18 protein-coding genes and 1 tRNA gene are annotated in these 16,320 nt (G+C 62.0%); 8 read left to right on the top strand and 11 right to left on the bottom strand.

Annotated features, from left to right (window positions below; genetic code table 11):
• Positions 1 to 87: 87 nt before the first annotated feature.
• Positions 88 to 897: a biotin/lipoate A/B protein ligase family protein gene (locus tag ACGYLY_RS09685; protein WP_395281855.1), complete on the top strand. Its 810-nt coding sequence runs from the start codon at positions 88 to 90 to the stop codon at positions 895 to 897.
• Between the two features lie 7 nt (positions 898 to 904).
• Here the strand turns inward: ACGYLY_RS09685 and ACGYLY_RS09680 are convergent, their stop codons facing one another.
• Entirely contained in the window at positions 905 to 1,387 is a 483-nt protein-coding gene (locus ACGYLY_RS09680) for a cupin domain-containing protein (protein WP_395281856.1), read from the bottom strand.
• 23 nt (positions 1,388 to 1,410) lie between these two features.
• Positions 1,411 to 1,941 carry a peroxiredoxin gene (locus ACGYLY_RS09675; RefSeq protein WP_395281857.1) on the bottom strand — a complete coding sequence of 177 codons (531 nt, stop codon included), beginning with the start codon at positions 1,939 to 1,941 and terminating at the stop codon, positions 1,411 to 1,413.
• Positions 1,942 to 2,057: 116 nt separating this feature from the next.
• Here ACGYLY_RS09675 and ACGYLY_RS09670 point away from each other — a divergent pair, with 116 nt between their 5' ends.
• On the top strand, positions 2,058 to 2,933 hold the full coding sequence (locus ACGYLY_RS09670; protein ID WP_395281858.1) for a deoxyribonuclease IV: 876 nt from the start codon (positions 2,058 to 2,060) through the stop codon (positions 2,931 to 2,933).
• A 125-nt stretch (positions 2,934 to 3,058) separates the two neighbouring features.
• On the top strand, positions 3,059 to 3,523 hold the full coding sequence (locus ACGYLY_RS09665; protein WP_395281859.1) for a hypothetical protein: 465 nt from the start codon (positions 3,059 to 3,061) through the stop codon (positions 3,521 to 3,523).
• A 68-nt stretch (positions 3,524 to 3,591) separates the two neighbouring features.
• On the opposite strand, the gene ACGYLY_RS09660 is transcribed toward ACGYLY_RS09665, so the two are convergent.
• Positions 3,592 to 3,942, bottom strand: coding sequence for an AzlD domain-containing protein (locus ACGYLY_RS09660; protein WP_395281860.1), 351 nt, complete (start codon positions 3,940 to 3,942; stop codon positions 3,592 to 3,594).
• On the bottom strand, positions 3,943 to 4,620 hold the full coding sequence (locus ACGYLY_RS09655; RefSeq protein WP_231184262.1) for an AzlC family ABC transporter permease: 678 nt from the start codon (positions 4,618 to 4,620) through the stop codon (positions 3,943 to 3,945).
• Positions 4,621 to 4,743: 123 nt separating this feature from the next.
• Here ACGYLY_RS09655 and ACGYLY_RS09650 point away from each other — a divergent pair, with 123 nt between their 5' ends.
• A complete protein-coding gene (locus tag ACGYLY_RS09650) occupies positions 4,744 to 5,535 on the top strand; it encodes a class I SAM-dependent methyltransferase (RefSeq protein WP_395281861.1) in 792 nt (263 codons plus the stop codon).
• Positions 5,536 to 5,574: 39 nt separating this feature from the next.
• Positions 5,575 to 6,666 (top strand): aminopeptidase, encoded by a 1,092-nt coding sequence (locus ACGYLY_RS09645; RefSeq protein ID WP_395281862.1) that lies wholly within the window; start codon positions 5,575 to 5,577, stop codon positions 6,664 to 6,666.
• 166 nt (positions 6,667 to 6,832) lie between these two features.
• Here the strand turns inward: ACGYLY_RS09645 and ACGYLY_RS09640 are convergent, their stop codons facing one another.
• On the bottom strand, positions 6,833 to 7,480 hold the full coding sequence (locus ACGYLY_RS09640; protein WP_395281863.1) for a hypothetical protein: 648 nt from the start codon (positions 7,478 to 7,480) through the stop codon (positions 6,833 to 6,835).
• A 154-nt stretch (positions 7,481 to 7,634) separates the two neighbouring features.
• On the opposite strand from ACGYLY_RS09640, the gene ACGYLY_RS09635 reads away from it, so the two are divergent.
• The gene (locus tag ACGYLY_RS09635; RefSeq protein WP_395281864.1) at positions 7,635 to 8,780 is read left to right on the top strand and encodes a rhodanese-like domain-containing protein; all 1,146 of its coding nucleotides are present in this window, start codon (positions 7,635 to 7,637) and stop codon (positions 8,778 to 8,780) included.
• A 9-nt stretch (positions 8,781 to 8,789) separates the two neighbouring features.
• Here the strand turns inward: ACGYLY_RS09635 and ACGYLY_RS09630 are convergent, their stop codons facing one another.
• The 3 genes from ACGYLY_RS09630 to ACGYLY_RS09620 all read right to left on the bottom strand — a co-directional run bounded on the left by ACGYLY_RS09630 (position 8,790) and on the right by ACGYLY_RS09620 (position 12,617).
• On the bottom strand, positions 8,790 to 10,904 hold the full coding sequence (locus tag ACGYLY_RS09630; RefSeq protein ID WP_395281865.1) for a PQQ-binding-like beta-propeller repeat protein: 2,115 nt from the start codon (positions 10,902 to 10,904) through the stop codon (positions 8,790 to 8,792).
• A 146-nt stretch (positions 10,905 to 11,050) separates the two neighbouring features.
• Complete coding sequence (locus ACGYLY_RS09625; protein WP_395281866.1) at positions 11,051 to 11,371, bottom strand: hypothetical protein; 321 nt, start codon at positions 11,369 to 11,371, stop codon at positions 11,051 to 11,053.
• Positions 11,372 to 11,717: 346 nt separating this feature from the next.
• Positions 11,718 to 12,617 (bottom strand): hypothetical protein, encoded by a 900-nt coding sequence (locus ACGYLY_RS09620; protein ID WP_231184254.1) that lies wholly within the window; start codon positions 12,615 to 12,617, stop codon positions 11,718 to 11,720.
• Between the two features lie 209 nt (positions 12,618 to 12,826).
• Here ACGYLY_RS09620 and ACGYLY_RS09615 point away from each other — a divergent pair, with 209 nt between their 5' ends.
• Positions 12,827 to 13,795 (top strand): TIGR00269 family protein, encoded by a 969-nt coding sequence (locus ACGYLY_RS09615; RefSeq protein WP_395281867.1) that lies wholly within the window; start codon positions 12,827 to 12,829, stop codon positions 13,793 to 13,795.
• A gap of 113 nt (positions 13,796 to 13,908) precedes the next feature.
• Here ACGYLY_RS09615 and ftsZ read toward each other — a convergent pair whose 3' ends face one another.
• The 3 genes from ftsZ to ACGYLY_RS09600 all read right to left on the bottom strand — a co-directional run bounded on the left by ftsZ (position 13,909) and on the right by ACGYLY_RS09600 (position 16,008).
• Positions 13,909 to 15,096 (bottom strand): cell division protein FtsZ, encoded by a 1,188-nt coding sequence (gene ftsZ, locus ACGYLY_RS09610; RefSeq protein WP_395281868.1) that lies wholly within the window; start codon positions 15,094 to 15,096, stop codon positions 13,909 to 13,911.
• A 3-nt stretch (positions 15,097 to 15,099) separates the two neighbouring features.
• On the bottom strand, positions 15,100 to 15,279 hold the full coding sequence (locus tag ACGYLY_RS09605; RefSeq protein WP_231184250.1) for a ribbon-helix-helix domain-containing protein: 180 nt from the start codon (positions 15,277 to 15,279) through the stop codon (positions 15,100 to 15,102).
• Positions 15,280 to 15,459: 180 nt separating this feature from the next.
• Positions 15,460 to 16,008 (bottom strand): zinc ribbon domain-containing protein, encoded by a 549-nt coding sequence (locus ACGYLY_RS09600; RefSeq protein ID WP_231184249.1) that lies wholly within the window; start codon positions 16,006 to 16,008, stop codon positions 15,460 to 15,462.
• A 129-nt stretch (positions 16,009 to 16,137) separates the two neighbouring features.
• Here ACGYLY_RS09600 and ACGYLY_RS09595 point away from each other — a divergent pair.
• Positions 16,138 to 16,211 (top strand) — tRNA-Tyr (locus ACGYLY_RS09595).
• Positions 16,212 to 16,320: the final 109 nt, after the last annotated feature.

The raw sequence follows: 16,320 nt of genomic DNA, 5'->3' as shown, positions 1-16,320 counted from the left end.
ATCGTCGCCGGATACCCGTTTTCTCGCGGTCTTTTCGTCGGTCCGTCGTCCGTAACCGATTTCGTTCAGCCATGCGAACACCGTGGCATGACGCTGGCGGACAGGGACTGGCGACTCGTTCGAGAGGAATCGTGGGACGGCCCGATGAACATGGCGATCGACGAAATCGCGGCCGAAACCGCCGCCGATGGCGGGCCACGAACCCTTCGAGTGTACCGATGGGACCCGAGTACGCTGTCGCTCGGCTACCGGCAAGACCCCGAGACGGTGGATTGGGCGTTCTGCGAGGAGGAAGGCATCACCGTTACCCGGCGGCCGACTGGCGGCGGCGGCATCTATCACGACAACTACGGCGACATCTCCTACTCCGTCATCGCCCCCGCGGACGAACTGCCGGGCGACCTGATGGAGACGTACGAACTCCTCTGTGAGCCGATTTTCGACGCGTTCGAGCGGATGGGCGTCGGTGCCGGGTTCACCGAGGAGAAACTCCCCGTCATCCACGAACCGGCGTGTTACCTTCGGGAACTGCACCCCGCCCACGACGTGGTAGCGAACGGGCGGAAAATCAGCGGAAACGCACAGTATCGCCGGAAGGACGCGGTCATCCAACACGGTTCGCTGAAGTTCGCCCTCGACGCGAAGCGTCACCTATCGACGTTTTCGAACCCCGAAACGTCGGCGGCGGAGTTCCACGAACGGGTGACGACCATCAACGAGGAGGTCAGCATCGACCGCGACGACGCGGTTACGGCCGTCGAGGACGCCCTCCGCGACTGGGGTGACGCCGCGGAAGGGTCGTGGACGGACGGCGAACTGTCACGCGCACGCGACCACGCGAAGGCGAAGTTCGGAAGCGACGCGTGGACGAGGCGGCGCGAGGACCCGACGGCCTGATTTCCTCCTACGCGGTAAACCGTCCCGTCTCCGCCCCGCAGACGGCGCATTCGGCGACGATGGCCGCTTCGTCTTCATCGCCATCCTCCCGCGACATCTCCGCTTCGGTTCGTTCTCCGCATGCCGGGCAGTCACGTCTGAGGTCCACCCGTTCGTTCTCCACGCGCGGCGCACCTAACGCGAGCGCGACGACGCGCTCCGTTCCGCGGTTCGTCCCGCGTTGGAACTCCCCCGGCCCGAACCGAACGAGTTCCCCCGCCGAGACTGGCACGTCGCCCGATTCCGTCTCGAAAGTCACCGTGCCGGATTCGACGACGAATACTTCCTCCTGTTCGTGATGGCGATGGTAACAGAAGCCGAAGCTGTCGCCCGGTTCGAGTTCGTAGTGGTTGATGGCGACGTGGTCTGTTCCGAGCGCGGTCGAAAGCGGTCGGAAGCACGCCGCCGCGCTGACGAACGATTCGATCTCCTCGATGGCTACTTTTTCCACGAACAGAGTCGCTCGCGTGCCGGTTAAAAGCCGAAGGTTTCGGGATCCGACCCGAACACGTCCACGATGGTCTCGTGAATTTCCCCCAACGGTGGCCGTCCCAACGTCGGGTCGACGGGGTGGTCGCTGACCCAGACGTACCGGACGACGCCCGACTGGTCGATGAGAAAACACGAGCGTTTCGCCCGGTGGACCATCTTGAAGACGCGATACTTCACGCCGAAGGCGGTTGCGATGTCGAGTTCGGAGTCCGTATAGAGCGGGAACTGGATGTCGAGGTAGTTGATGAACCGGCGATGGGTCGCCGAGCGGGATTTGCTGACGCCGACGACCTGCACGTCTCCACCGCTCGCGAACCAGTCGTAATCGCGGAACGAACACCACGAATCGATGCAGTCGGGCGTGAAATCGTTGGGATAGAACGAGAGAAGGACCGGCCCGTTGGACAGGAGCGAGGACAGTCCTCGCTCCTCGACTTCACCGTCCGCGGTGACGAGTGGTGCGCTGAACTCGGGTGCGTCGTCCCCGACCGACAGCACACCTGAATCGGGCATACGGGCACCTCTCAGGCAACTGATTTAACGGTTCGGGTCGAGGAAGTGGCGAAAGCTGCCGGATATGTCGCCGACGCTTCGAAGTACATTTCTCCTCCGAACCGTAGGCTGTGAATATGAGAGTCGGCGCACACGTTTCCATCTCCAGTTCGAAGGTCACGAGCGACGAAGCGAAACCACCGCACGGCAACATCGCGAACGCGGTCTGTCGGCAGGTCACGTTCGGCGGCAACTGCGGACAGATTTTCACCACCTCGCCGCAGGTGTGGCAGGACCCGGACCTCAGCGACGAGGAGGCCTCCCTCTTCGTGGACGAAACCGAAGAGAAACTCGACGGCCCGTGGGTCATCCACTCCTCGTACCTCGTCAACCTCTGCACTCCGAAGGACGACCTTCGGGCGAAATCCATCGCCAGCATGCAGACCGAGGTGGACGCCGCGGACGAACTCGGCGTCGAATACGTCAACGTCCACCTCGGCGCGCACACCGGCGCGGGCGTCGAAGGCGGCCTCGAAAACGCTGTCAGCGCGCTGGACGAACTCGACATTCCGGAGGGCGTCACCGTCCTCATCGAGAGCGACGCCGGAAGCGGGACGAAACTCGGCGGGGACTTCGAACACCTCGCCACCGTGCTCGAACAGTCCGAGCAGGACCTCGACGTCTGTATCGACACGGCCCACGCGTTCGCCGCGGGGTACGACCTCTCCACGCGGGAAGGCGTCGAGGAGACCATCGAGGAGTTCGACGACGTCGTCGGCCTCGAACACCTCAAGTGCATCCACCTGAACGACTCGAAACACGAGTGCGGCACGAACAAGGACGAACACGCCCTCATCGGCGAGGGCCACATCGGCGAGGAGGGCATGTCCGCGATAATCAACCACCCCGAACTCGAAGACGTGCCGTTCGTCCTCGAAACGCCGACGGAAGACGGCAAGGGCTTCTCGTGGAACATCGCCCGCGTGAAGGAGTTGCGGGAGAACCACGAGTAAAAACGAATCTCTCCGTTTCGAGGGCGCTATACGCTCCGTGCAGCGATTCCGAGTATTCGAATTTTCTCCGTTACGAACGTATCACTTCACAACCGAAGGTTGCGCCAGCGCGTTTCACGCGAGTCGTGAGCGATGCGAACGGCGAGCGCATCGCCGCGCTGGCGGGGAGGTGTGGGGACACCGGCGGTGCGGACGGCGGTGTGGATGCGGAGGCGGGGCGGATGTGGGTGCGGGGTGGATGCGGAGGCGGGGCGGATGTGGGTGCGGGGTGGATGCGGAATGGACATTGCTGGCGACCGCTCGAACCATCGCGGAAGAACGGCGAAGTGAACGGCCAAAAATCGTCCCGTCTACTCTCCGCCGCGTGGACAGGTTTTTGTTGGATAAGCGACGATACGTATGCTATGCGTTCCCAATCCCCTGCTCTCCGGCTCCTCGGCCTCCTCGCGTTCCTCGTCGGACTCGTCGGCTATCTCGCCTTCGGGTGGCGATTCGACTCCTCCGGAAATTCAGTCGTGACGGCGCTTGCAGCGGCGTGCGTCGTCATCGCCCTTGTGGCGACGATTTGGCGCAACGTCGGCAGTTCGTAGGACCGCCGACGGACCACCGAGGGACGCCCGCCGCGACGACACAAAAAAGCGGTACGCGCGAAATACGACTACGCGAGGTAGCTCAACAGCCACAGCGCGCCCATTCCGGCGACGAGGGTCGCCAGAATGTTCTCGGTGCGCCACGCGACGACGACGGCGAACGCGCCCGCGAACAACTGGAGGTTGTTGAGCGAGAGCGCCAGCGCGCCATCGGTGTACACGAACTGGGGGACGACCAGCGCGGCGAGAACCGCCGCGGGAACGAATCTGAGCGCGCGCTCTACCCCCTCGGGAACTTCGTCCAACCGTCCGAACAGGGCGATGAACGACCCGCGAATCGCGTAGGTGCCGATGCCCGCGGCGATGATGACGAGCCAGAGCGTTCCCGCGTCGAAGTCGGTGGTCGGCGCGGGCGACATTCAGGCCACCTCCTCAGTGGCGTACCCGGCCGCGATGCCGACGACTGCCGCCACGACGAGGCCGAGGTCGAACGGCAAGCCGTTGGCCGCGACCGCAGTCGTGCCGCCGACGGCCGCCGCGACTACCGTCGCACGGTCGGTGACCGCCGGAACCAGCACGGCGAGGAAAACCAACGGGATGGTGAATTCGAGGTGCCAGCCCTCCGGAACGCTCGCGCCGAGGAGAATTCCGACGACGGTGGCGGCCTGCCACACGACCCACAACGACAGTCCGACGCCGAGGAAGTACCACCGTCTGCTGGTGGTCTCGTCGTTTCTGAACTTCAGCAGGGAGACGGCGTAGGCCTGGTCGGTGAGGAGGTACGAAAGTCCCGCTTTCCATCGCGCCGATTCGCGTTCGAAGTACGGCGCGATGGAAGCGCTGTACATCATCATCCTGAGGTTCACGACGAGGACGGTCAGGACGACGACCGCGAGAGGGGCGTTCCGGCCGATGAGTTCGGTCGCCGCGAGTTGCGATGCACCGGCGAAGATGAGGACCGACATCGCGACGGCGTGTATCGCCGGAATTCCGACGTCGACGGCGGCGACCCCGGCGACCATCCCGAACGGAATGATACCGAGTGTAATCGGCAGCGCGACGCGAACCCCGGCGAGAAAGTCAGCACGTGATGACACTGTCTACTCGTAGGCGTTGGGTGTGGTATCAACGTTGGTATCCCGGATATTGTGTTCCGTATTCCGACCAGTCCCCCGCGAACCGCCTCGCTTTTCACGCCGCCCGCGAAAATTCGACCCACGATGCGCGAGTTCTCCGCCGACTACCTCCGACGAACGCGGGACGGGATGTGGGACTCACGCGAATCCCTCTCGCACCTCGACCTCGATTCCCGGCAGCGAGTGCTGGACGTCGGGTGTGGCACCGGCGAACTCGCTCGCGTCCTCGCGGAGGAGACGCCGGGCGAAGTCGTCGGAACGGATGCCGACCCGCGCCTCCTCTCCGTGGCGGAGGAGTTCGTCCCCTGCGTCGCCGGTGACGCCCATCGCCTGCCGTTTCCGGACGACTGTTTCGACCTCGTGGTCTGTCAGGCGCTGCTCATCAACCTCCCCGACCCGGTTCGGGCGGTTCGGGAGTTCGCCCGCGTCTCCTCGGACCTCGTGGCCGCGATCGAACCCGACAACTCCTCGGTGTCGGTCGAATCGACGGTTCCGGCGGAACGAACCCTCTCCCGACGGGCGCGCGAGGCGTACGTCACGGGGACGAACACCGACATCACGCTCGGTGGGGAGGGAACGCGCGAGGTTTTCCGTACCGCTGGACTCGACGGAATCTCCACCCGTCCGCACCACCACGCGAAAACCGTCGAACCACCGTACTCGTCCCGCGACGTCGAAGCCGCGAAACGAAAGGCGACGGCGGGTGCGTTGGCCGACAAACGGGACACGCTCGTCGGACCGTTGTCGCCCGATGAGTACGAGGATCTGCGCACCGAGTGGCGCGAGATGGGCCACGCCGTCGTCAGTCAGATGCAGGAAAACGACTATCGGCGTGCCGAAGTGGTCCCGTTCTACGTCACCGCCGGCCGAATCTAAACTGCAATCGTTTTCACGCTAACGCGTCTCGTAACCGACATGGACCCACGAATCAGGGAACACGCCGAAGTCATCGTCGACCACTCTGTGAGCATCGAGACGGGCGACACCGTCGAGATTCAGGCCCCTGTCGTCGCCGAGGACCTCGCCGTCGCGCTGTACGAAAAACTCGGGGAACGGGGGGCCAAACCGTCCCTTTCGATGCGAAGCCCGCGGGCGGACCGGGCGTTCTTACGGAACTGCGACGCGGACGATATCGAACTCCTTGACCACACGTTGGCGGCCTTGGAGGAGACGGACGCGGTGATCATCATCAAAGGATCCGAGAACACGGCGGAGACGAGCGACGTCCCCGCCGAGAAGACTGCCGAACGAGCGCGCGCCAACGCACCCATCCAGCGGGAGCGGATGGGAAAACGCTGGGTCGGGACGCAGTTCCCCGCACCGGGCGATGCCCAACTGGCGGAGATGAGCACGGAGGCCTACGAAGCGTTCGTCTACCGCGCAGTGAACAAGGATTGGGACGAACAACGGGAACACCAACAGCGGATGGTCGAACTCCTCGATCCCGCCGACGAGGTACGCATCGTCTCCGGCGACGCGACGGACCTCACGATGTCCGTCGAAGGAATGAAAACCGTCAACGATTACGGCGAGAAGAACCTCCCCGGTGGCGAGGTGTTCACCGCACCCGTCCCCGACTCCGTCGAGGGCGAAATACTGTTCGACAAACCGCTCGTTCGACAGGGGAACATCGTGGAGAACGTGTGGCTGAAGTTCGAGGGGGGCGAGGTCGTCGATTTCAGCGCCGAGAAGAACGAGGAGGTCCTCGCGGGCGTCCTCGATACCGACGACGGCGCGCGACGACTCGGCGAACTCGGCATCGGCATGAACCGCGACATCGATCGGTTCACATACAACATGCTCTTCGACGAGAAGATGGGCGACACCGTTCACCTCGCCGTCGGGCAAGCCATCGGCGAGACGGTCCCCGACGGACAACCCCTCAACGAGAGCGCCACCCACGTCGATATGATCGTCGATATGAGCGAGGACTCGTTCATCGAAGTCGACGGCGAAATCGTCCAGCGAAACGGCACGTTCCGGTTCGAGGACGGTTTCGAGGAATAAACAGAGGGGAAGGACGTTTTTCGGAGGCACGTCTGCGAGCGTTTAAATACGAAGCCGAAACCAACCCCGACGTGACCTAAAAACCGCTGCGCGAGTGGCCGAGGCGGGAGTATGGCTCCCTCGCGCGAAGCAAAAGCCGTGCCACCTGTTCGCCACTGCCCAGTCGCTACACGACGTCGCCGCGAACCGTCGTTCCCTCCTGTCGCCGTCGGTAGGATTCGACGGCTTGTGCTGCTTTCTCGGTCTCACCTTCGTCCATTCCGAGCATCTCCAGAGCGCCCGGGAGCGTCGGGAAGGCGAACTCCCCTTCGCGTAGTTTGCGGAACGCTTCCTCGCTTCGCTGGCCGTCGACCCACAGGCACACACCTCGTGGGTCGAGGATTTGCTCGTAGGCCTCGCGTGCCATCGCTCCGCGTAAACGTTGGGTGACGTTGTCCTCGAAACTCGAATTACAGACTTCGAGGTGAACGGGTTCGTCGTCCGGAAGCAGATGGGCCGCGAGACACTTCTCCGGGGCGGTGTAGCCGTTCTCGCTCGCTCGAATCAGGTCGGGGTGTTCCTCGGCCCACTCCGCCCGAATCGTCTTCCCGATGCCCTTCACGCCGTGAGAATCGACGAACTCCGCCTCGCGGTCCGCGTCGTCACCGCGGAGGAGGATGTCCTTCGTCACGTACACGTCGAGTCGGTCGATGGGGTCGAGTCCGAGAGCGACGTCCCCGTACACCCATATCTCCCGGACGGGAACCGGCATGGTGTCGTTTTCGACCGTTTCGACGATTTTCTCGACGCGTTCGATTGCCGCGCTTCGCTCCATCGGTGTTCGGTTCGGGGGTGACGTGGATAAGTGCGATGGAACGGGATAACGGGTGAACGGCAGATGTTCCGCTCGTCGTCCAACCGCGCCATTGTATTGTATTGTTGGCCCAACATCCAACAATATTTTCACCGTCGATGTCCAACCGTCGCGTATGGTCGAAGCCATTACTTCGGAGGAATTGGCGGACAAGCAGGACGCCGACGAGGAGTTCGCCCTCCTCGACACGCGACCGGAATCGAGCTTCGAATCGTGGCACATCCACGGCGCGACGAACGTCCCGTTCGGTCCGGAGGAATCGCTTTCGGAAGACGACGCGGAGGCGGTCGCGTCGATGCTCGATGGAACGGACGAGGTTTTCACGATTTGCGCGAAAGGAATCTCGTCGTCGCACTTCGTGGACGAGCTCGAAGCGCACGGATTCGAGAACGTAAAAGTCGTCGAAGGCGGGATGGAAGCGTGGAGCCAAGTGTACGAACACGTTCCCATCGAGACGAGCGGCGATGCGGAAATCGTACAAATTCAGCGACGTTCGAAGGGATGTCTCGGCTACCTCGTCGGAAACGACGGCGAGGCGGCGGCCATCGACGTGAGCCGTCACCTCGACGAGTTCCGTGACGCGGCCGCTGCTCACGGCTACGAAATCACGCACGTGTTCGATACGCACATCCACGCCGACCACATCTCCGGTGGTCGCCGTCTCGCCGACGAACTCGGCGTTCCGTATCACCTCGGCGACCGCGCCCGGAAACGCGGCGTCGAATACGAGTACGACGCAATCGGTCGGAACGAGGTGGTTCGCGTCGGGGAGGTGGACATCAAGGCCGTCTACACGCCGGGTCACACCTCAGAAATCACGAGCTATCTCGTGGACGACGAGGCCGTTCTCACGGGTGATACCCTGTTCGTGGACTCCATCGGACGGACCGAACTGGAGTTCGGCGACGAAGATGTCGGAAAAGGTGCGGAGATGCAGTACGATTCGCTGCACAAGGTGCTGATGAGCGATCCGGACAGCGTCGTCGTCCTGCCCGGTCACGTCACCGTCACCGAGGACGGACAGTTCACGCACGGTCACCCCGGCGAGCCGATTCGGTCGACGATTGGCGACGTGCGGCGTGAACTCGACGTACTTCGGTTGTCCGAAGCGGAGTTCGTCTCCCACCTTACGGAAAACGTTCCGGAGAAACCACCGAATTACGGGACGGTTATCGCCATCAATCGCGGCGTGGACGAACCCGAAGACGAGGAGGAAGCGACCGAACTCGAACTGGGGCCGAACCGCTGTTCTGCACCCTAATCGGGTGTCTCACAGCTGAAACGCGTCGGTTCCATCACTCGTCGCGTACACGCGGTCGCCGCAAACCGTGACGGCGGTGACTTCACCGCCGGTTTCGAACCGCTCCTGTTCCGTTCCATCCGTCGCTGAAAGCGCGTAAACGCGGCGGTCGCTCGCACCGACGTACACCGTGCCGTCCGCGGCGGTGGGTTCACAGAGGGACCCGAACGGGAAGAACTTCGGGTGGAAGGTCCACGCTTCCTCGCCATTATCGAGCGAGACCAACCACTCCCTGCTATCAGTTCCGGTACTCGTGACCGCCGTCGTCACGGCGTAGAGGCCGTCGTCCGCGACGAGATTCGTCACTTCCGTCCCGTTATCGAGGGCCACGCGCCATCGTTCGCTTCCATCGAAACCGTAGGCGATCACTTCGTTGTCCGCCGTGCCGACGTACACCGCATCGTCGACAGCAACGGTGGTGACGCCGCTTCCGGCGGACCATTGTCGTCCATCACAGTCGAGAGCCACGACGCGTCCGTCAGCAACTGCGAACGCCGTTTCCCCGTGGACGGAAAGCGTCTCGACCGGGCCGAAATCGTCGCAGCCACTCTCTGTCGTCCAACGATACGCGCCGGTGCTCGCATCGAGCGCTGTCACCCACCCGTCGCCGCCGACGACGGCGACTTCGTCCGTGATCACCGGTCCGGCGGTGATTTTCTTCGAACGGTCGGAGCGCCACCGCTGGGTACCGTTCGGCGAGTAGGCGACGACGGTGGTCCAGTCCGTTCCATAGACCATCCCGTTCGCCGTGACCGGGGTCCGGTCGGCCTCGCCTCGCCAACGTTTCGAACCGGTTTTCGCGTCCAGCGCGGAGAAGTGACCACGCCCGTTCGAGACGTAGACGTTTTCACCGACCGCGACCGACCCGATTTGGTCGGCTTGCCAATCGAGCCATTCCGGGTCGGTGATGGCGTAGAGGAAACCCTCCCGTCCGGCCACGTAGATGGCCTCGTCTATGGCCGGCGGAAGCGACGAATTACTGAGGTTTCGAATCGGCACCCACCATCGCTGGTCGCCCGAGTGCAGGTCGAGCGCGACGAGACCGTCATCGTCGTCGGCGATGGGTACGTAGGTCGTTCCGTCCGCGATGACGGGGGTTCCGGCGGAGCCGCCGTTTCCTTCGACCGTCCATCGAACCGTCCCGTCGTTGGTTCCGAGCGCCCAAACCCGCGCCCGAGAGCCGTCAGTGACGACGACGGTGTCGTCGGTGACGGCGGGCGACTGGTCGAGACGTACCGAGTCGCCGAGGTCGGTTTTCCACTCCGTATGGCCGTCGTCGGCCGAGAGCGCGAACGTCCGCGTTCCACTGACGTAGACGGTACCGTCGACGACGGTTGGCGCGTGGTTGATGACGCTATCGACCGCCGTTTGCCACAGGGGTGTGCCAGACTCCGCGTCGATGGCGTACACCGTCGCCTTGTCAGCGAAGTACGCGATACCGTCGACGACCGCCGGGGGGACGTTCTCGGCGCTCGGGATTTCGGCGTCCTTTCCCGTCGAAAGACGGACGTTCCACCGTTCCGTTCCCGTCTCGGTATCGACCGCCCGGCAGGCCCCCTGCCCGTTCACGTCGCTGGTTTTGAAGAACAGTGTTCCGTCGGCGGCGGTTGCGGGAGACGACTCGGAGGTACCGACTTCGAATCGCCAGCGTTCGGTTCCGTCGGCGGCGGAGAGCGCGACGAGGTCGGTTCCGACGGCGTACACCGTCTCCCCGACGACGGTCGGTGCGCGCTCCAATCCCCCCACGTGCGTCGTCCAGCGTACCTCCCGGTCGTCCGTGTCGAAGGCGATTATCTTTCCGGAAACGTCGCCGACGAAGACGATACCGCCGGCGACGGTGGGCGAGAGAAGCGGGCGGTCGCTCACCCGTTCGCTCCAGTCTATCCACGCGCCCGAACCGGGGTCCGTCCCGTCGGGACTGACGCCCGTGTTTCCCGCATCGTGTTGGAACGTCGGCCACGCTTGGTTCGTCGCCGTGGTCGTTCCCGCCTCGGAGGTCACGGTCCCGACGAATCCGGTTGCCCCGATAGCGGCACCAGTCAGTTTGAGAAAGTCACGTCGCGCGTCGTCGGAGGGAGAATCCATAGTCGAATGCGAACTCCCCGTCACATTATTATTCAGGTATTAAACTCTCTGAAACAGGCTCCTGCCGTTCCTCCGAAACCGTTGCAGTCGTCGCTCCGCTCATCTGCTCTCCTCATGTATCATTTATGCCGACAACTACTGGCGGCTCACTCGTCCTTGGTGTCTTCCGTCTCGCTATCCGATGCGATTTCGAAGTCCGTTTCGGACGAATCGTCGTAGCGTCCCGACTTCCGGTCGTAGACGGAAAACAGGTACACGCTCGTCAGCGAGAAAATCCCGATACCGCCCCAAAACAGGGCCGGTGGTCCACCGTGGCCCGTGTTCGGGACGTACGGGAACGAGATGGAACTCTTCTTCATGATCGCACTCGACGGCGGGACTATCCCGTTGTCCGGTTCGTCGGAACTCGGAATCGACCCGCTTTCGGCGGGGCCGCCCGGTTTTCCGCAGACGATTCGGGCGACCATCCCGAGCGATTTGTGTGGAATACAGTAGTAGTCGTAGCGGTGACAGTGTGGATTCCGTCGGTGGGGTTGCTGTCCATCGATTTTGTGGGAAGTCGACGCGTACGGGTTTACGCGTTGTGCCCCGCCGACCGCAACCGTGGATGACGATGGTTTCTCGTTCGAATCTCATGGTACCCCCGTCGGAGACGGCTGCGCATCCGACATCCCCCCACCGACTTATGTCGGTGGGCATTGTCCGTCCCCGTGACGTTGGCTAGCCGTTTCCATTCGAAGTCACTTGCCTGTTTTGCCCTTCATCCGCCAGCCGACCCGTGATGGTTCGCGTCGGTCGGTGAAACGGCGGAACTCAGGACGTATAGATCGTCGTCTTGCTCGACGAACTCACCTCCGGATTGACGTTGCATTGTGCGTTCGAGTTCACGATTTCGCTCCAGTTGACCGTCACTCCCTGTCCCGCAAAGTTCTCGTATGACTGCTGGTAGAAGGTGGTGTATCCCGGAAGCTGGTCACAGCCTCCCCAATTGTAGCCCGCGACTTCGAGCGTCGTGAACGCGTGTGTGAAATCGAGCGTGAGGTAATCCGTGTCGATGTCCGACGACGTTCCTTTCGTCTGGTTCTGTAGTTCGATGTACCACTGACCGCCGTTCGAGTTGTCGACGTTCATGTAGCCGAAGAGTGCGTCGCCGGGGTCGGCAGCCATGACCGGCCCGTGGTGGTACGCCCCGCTGCTGTCCGGCCCCCACCACGCCGCGTATGTCCAGCGGTCGGTGTACGAACCCCAGTTCCATTGGAGGACCGGTTGCACGATGGTCGTATCGTTTTCGTCCTGAAACGCCGGGAAGAGGAAATTGACATTCCCCGAAACGGGCGGTGACTCCGGAACGACGAAGTATCCCTGATATCGCTTGAACCCGTTTCCGTCGTTGGAGTTGTACGCAGCGTAGGTGTATGCGAGCCACTGATGCACGTCGGGGACGACCGGTCGTTTCTGTGTCGTAACCGTCTCCGATTGTGTGCGCGTCGTCGCCACGTCTCCGGGAGACACGTCTCGGTTCGGTCCCTCGTGGGCGATTACGTTCTCCTTTCGTACTCGTTTCCCGTGTGGGACGTAGATGTAGTCGGTCGTCGATGCTGTCGCGCCAGCAACGCCACTCCCGAACGAGAGAGCACTGCCCGCTCCGATTGCTTTCAGGTACGAACGGCGATCGAGGCGCGCGTCCGTCCCCGTGCGGTTTGTATCGGTCATCTGTTTTGACCCAAACAGACGTTCGAACAAGAATAATTTATACTTATTTTCTAGAAATAAAAACTAAAAATATACTTCCATTTCTGAACGAGCGATTTTCACGGCCGGAAAAACGGTGTCGCTGGTGTGGTGACGGCGATTTGCTATCGCATCATCCGATTTATGACGGAGCGAAACCGTGAAACGCCCCGCGACGCAACCGACACGTAATGGACTGCGATAAGTGCGACCGGGAAGCCGTGATGCACGCGGCCTATTCGGGCCTGCATCTCTGTGACGACCATTTCTGTCGGTCGGTCGAGAAACGACTCCGACGGCGAATCCGTGACGACGACCTGTTGCCCGCGTCGGCGACACCGGACGACCCACAGGTATGGCTCATCGGCCTGTCGGGCGGGAAGGACAGCGTCGTCCTCACAAAAATCCTCCACGACACGTTCGCCGAGGACCCGCGAATCGAACTCGTCGCGCTGACGATTCACGAGGGTATCGAGGGCTACCGGGACAAGAGTCTCGACGCCTGTCTCGAACTCACCGACGACCTCGACATCCGACACGAAGTCGTCAGCTACGAGGAGGAGTTCGACCTTCGAATGGACGACGTGGTGGAGAAGGACCCGGAGAACATGGCCGCGTGTGCGTACTGCGGTGTCTTCCGACGGGACTTGCTCTCGAAGTACGCCGAGGAGTACGGCGCGGACAAACTCCTCACCGGACACAACCTGGACGACGAGGCCGAAACGGCGCTGATGAACTTCCTCGAAGGCGACGTCGCCCAAGTGGCGAAGCATTTCGATGCGAGTCTGGCCGGGTTCGACGAGCGGAGCGAGCAGGAGGAGTTCGTCCCGCGGGCGAAACCCCTCCGCGACGTGCCCGAAAAGGAAGTCGCGCTGTACGCCCACCTCGAAAACCTTCCCGCGCACATCACGGAATGTCCCCACTCCAGCGAGGCCTATCGCGGCGAGATTCAGCAGTTGATGCTGTCGCTGGAGGAAAATCACCCCGGAACGCGCCACTCCATCATGGCCGGGTACGAGGAACTCGCCAAACTCGCCGCGGGAGAGTTCGGCGCGGGCGAGGGCAAACGCGAACTCAACGAGTGTGAACGCTGCGGCGCGCCCACGACGCAGGATATGTGCCGGAAATGTTCGCTCGTGGACGCGATTCACGCGGTGTGATCACTGTAAACGTACTTTATCGACGAGGTTCATCGCCCTCGGAACGATTGCCGCGTTCGAATGAAGACAGTGAGACAAAAAACGGAAGACGAGAGAAAAACGAAAACGCTAGATTACCGGATGACGTCGAGGCCGTTGTTCTTTTCCAGTTCGTTCCGGCCGCCGTCGCTCTGGGCACCGAACGTTCCGTTGCTCTGTTCGACCCTGTCGCTCGCGTCGTACGACTGCGCGTCGACATCGCGCATCTTTTCGCGGGAGCGGTCGGCCTGTTTCTGCGTCGTCGGGCCGAGCACCTGTGCGCTCTTCACGCCGGTCATGATGGCCATGACGCGGACTTTGTTCTTGTAGTTCTCCTGAATTCGCGCGCCCCAGATGACGTTGGCGTTTGCTTCGAGACGCTCGGTGATGTTGGCCGCGATGCCTTCTGCCTCTTTGAGCGTCAGGTCGGGACCGCCCGTGATGTGGACGAGGCCGCCCGATGCGCCGCGATAGTCCACGTCGAGGAGCGGGTGATTCATCGCGTCGCGAACCACTTCGTCGCTCTTGTTCTTGTCCTGCGTCTCGCCGACGAGCATCACCGCGACGCCGCCCTGATTCATGATGGTGAACATGTCGGCGTAGTCGAGGTTGATGAGCGACGGCTGGGTGATCGTCTCCGAGATTCCCTTGACCGTCTCGGCGATGATCTGGTCCATGACCGAGAACGCCTTGCCGATCGGCAGGTTCGGGACGTAATCGAGCAGGCGGTTGTTGTCGAGGACGATGATGGAGTCGGCCTCGTTGCGAAGGTTTTCGAGACCTTCCTCGGCCTTCACCGTGCGGGCACGCTCGACGTTGAACGGCGTGGAGACCATTCCGACGACGATTGCGCCCTGATCTTTGGCGATTTTGGCGACGACGGGTGCCGCGCCGGTCCCGGTTCCGCCACCCATGCCGGCCGTCACGAACACGAGGTCAGCGTCACCGAGTACCTCTTTGATCGTTCCCTGTGCCATCTCGGTGGCGCGCTCGCCCATCGAGGGGTCCCCGCCGGCACCCAGACCTGACGTGAGGGATTTGCCGACGAGGATCTTCGTGTCGGCTTCGATCATCTTCAGGTGCTGTTTGTCGGTGTTGATGGCGACGGTGTCGGCACCATCGACGCCGATGTTGTACAGTCGGTTGATGGTGTTGTTCCCGGCACCACCACACCCGACGATGACGATCCGCGGGTCGCCGAACTCGTCGTTGGCGGTCGCCGCTTCCATTTCGCGCTGTTCGCTTTCCGCGTTCTCCAGCGCTTCTTGGACGATATCCTGCATCGATTATACCTTCGCCCACGTGCGTTTGTTCGTGGTTTCGGTGCCGGCTTCGTCATGCTCGTTGAGCATGTCTCGCACCGCGGCCCGAATCGCTTCGCTTCGATTCGGGAATTCGCCGGTTTCCACCATCTGTTCGACTTCTTCGATTTGTTGCTTTGGGATTCGTAGTGTCACGCGCTCCATAGTAGGTTCCCCTTATTTGGTAAGACGACACGCAGTTGTTGTTTTGTCCGTCTTACGCCGATATAGCGGCCGAAACTCCCGGATTCGACCGTTTACCGATGGCGTAAGACAATCGTCTTACGTAGAAGTATCCACATAGTCCCAGCATATATAATTAACGGCGATTGTAAAACAATCGTTTTACGACGAGTCTAAAACGTCTGCCGATGGCGTTCGTCGGCCACAGCCGGGACAGAACGCCCAGTCGGACCTGAGTTCGTCGCCGCAGTCACAGAACACGCGGTGGCTCGCTTTTTCGCCGCAGTTGGGACAGTAAACGTGTCCCGAGTCGACGTGTTCGCCGCACTGATGGCAGGCGTTCTCCGTCCGCTCCGTGTCGGCGGCCGTCTGACGCGTCGGTTCTTCGGGTCGAGCCGTGTCTTCGGTTCGGACTGACGATTCTTCGTGCGTCGTCGTCCCCGCACCGTCGAGGGTCACGTTGACGTTGATGTCCCGTCCGGTATCGCGCATTCGAGCCTTCTCCGTGGAGAGTCGCTGCTCGACGAGCTCGTCGACGCGGTCGGCCACGACGGCATCGAGGCTCCCCTCGTCGTCCGATTGCTCGGGCGGTTGCTCGGGTGCGTCCAGATATGCGCGAAGCGCTTCGCGCATCACCTCGCTCTTGGAGGCGTCGAGCGATTCGATTCCGTCCACGAGGTCGTCGTCCGCTCGAAATGTTATTTTACTCATGTTTCTCGTCCGAATGCGTCCGTTTCCGGATATACCGGGTCTAACATACTTGAACCTTTCCGTGTAGAGGTCACACCGAGGAGAATAATAATTCTTAAGTCCGTGACCGGGATAGGTGAAAGTGCGTGCCCGCCCTTAGCTCAGATTGGTAGAGCAGTCGACTGTAGATCGACTTGTCCCCCGTTCAAATCGGGGAGGGCGGATTTGTTTTATAAACCCGACAGACACGATTTGAGCCTGTGAGTCGTATGCCCGGAATGGCCCGCAGGGCCACACGCCCGGACCGTCTCACGATGTTCAAATCGGGGAGCG

Origin of the sequence: Haladaptatus sp. CMAA 1909 (assembly GCF_043952005.1) — an archaeon.
Classification (GTDB): Archaea; Halobacteriota; Halobacteria; order Halobacteriales; family Haladaptataceae; genus Haladaptatus.
The sequence above is the reverse complement of the archived record's forward strand: the minus strand, read 5'-3'. Positions and strand labels throughout refer to the sequence as shown.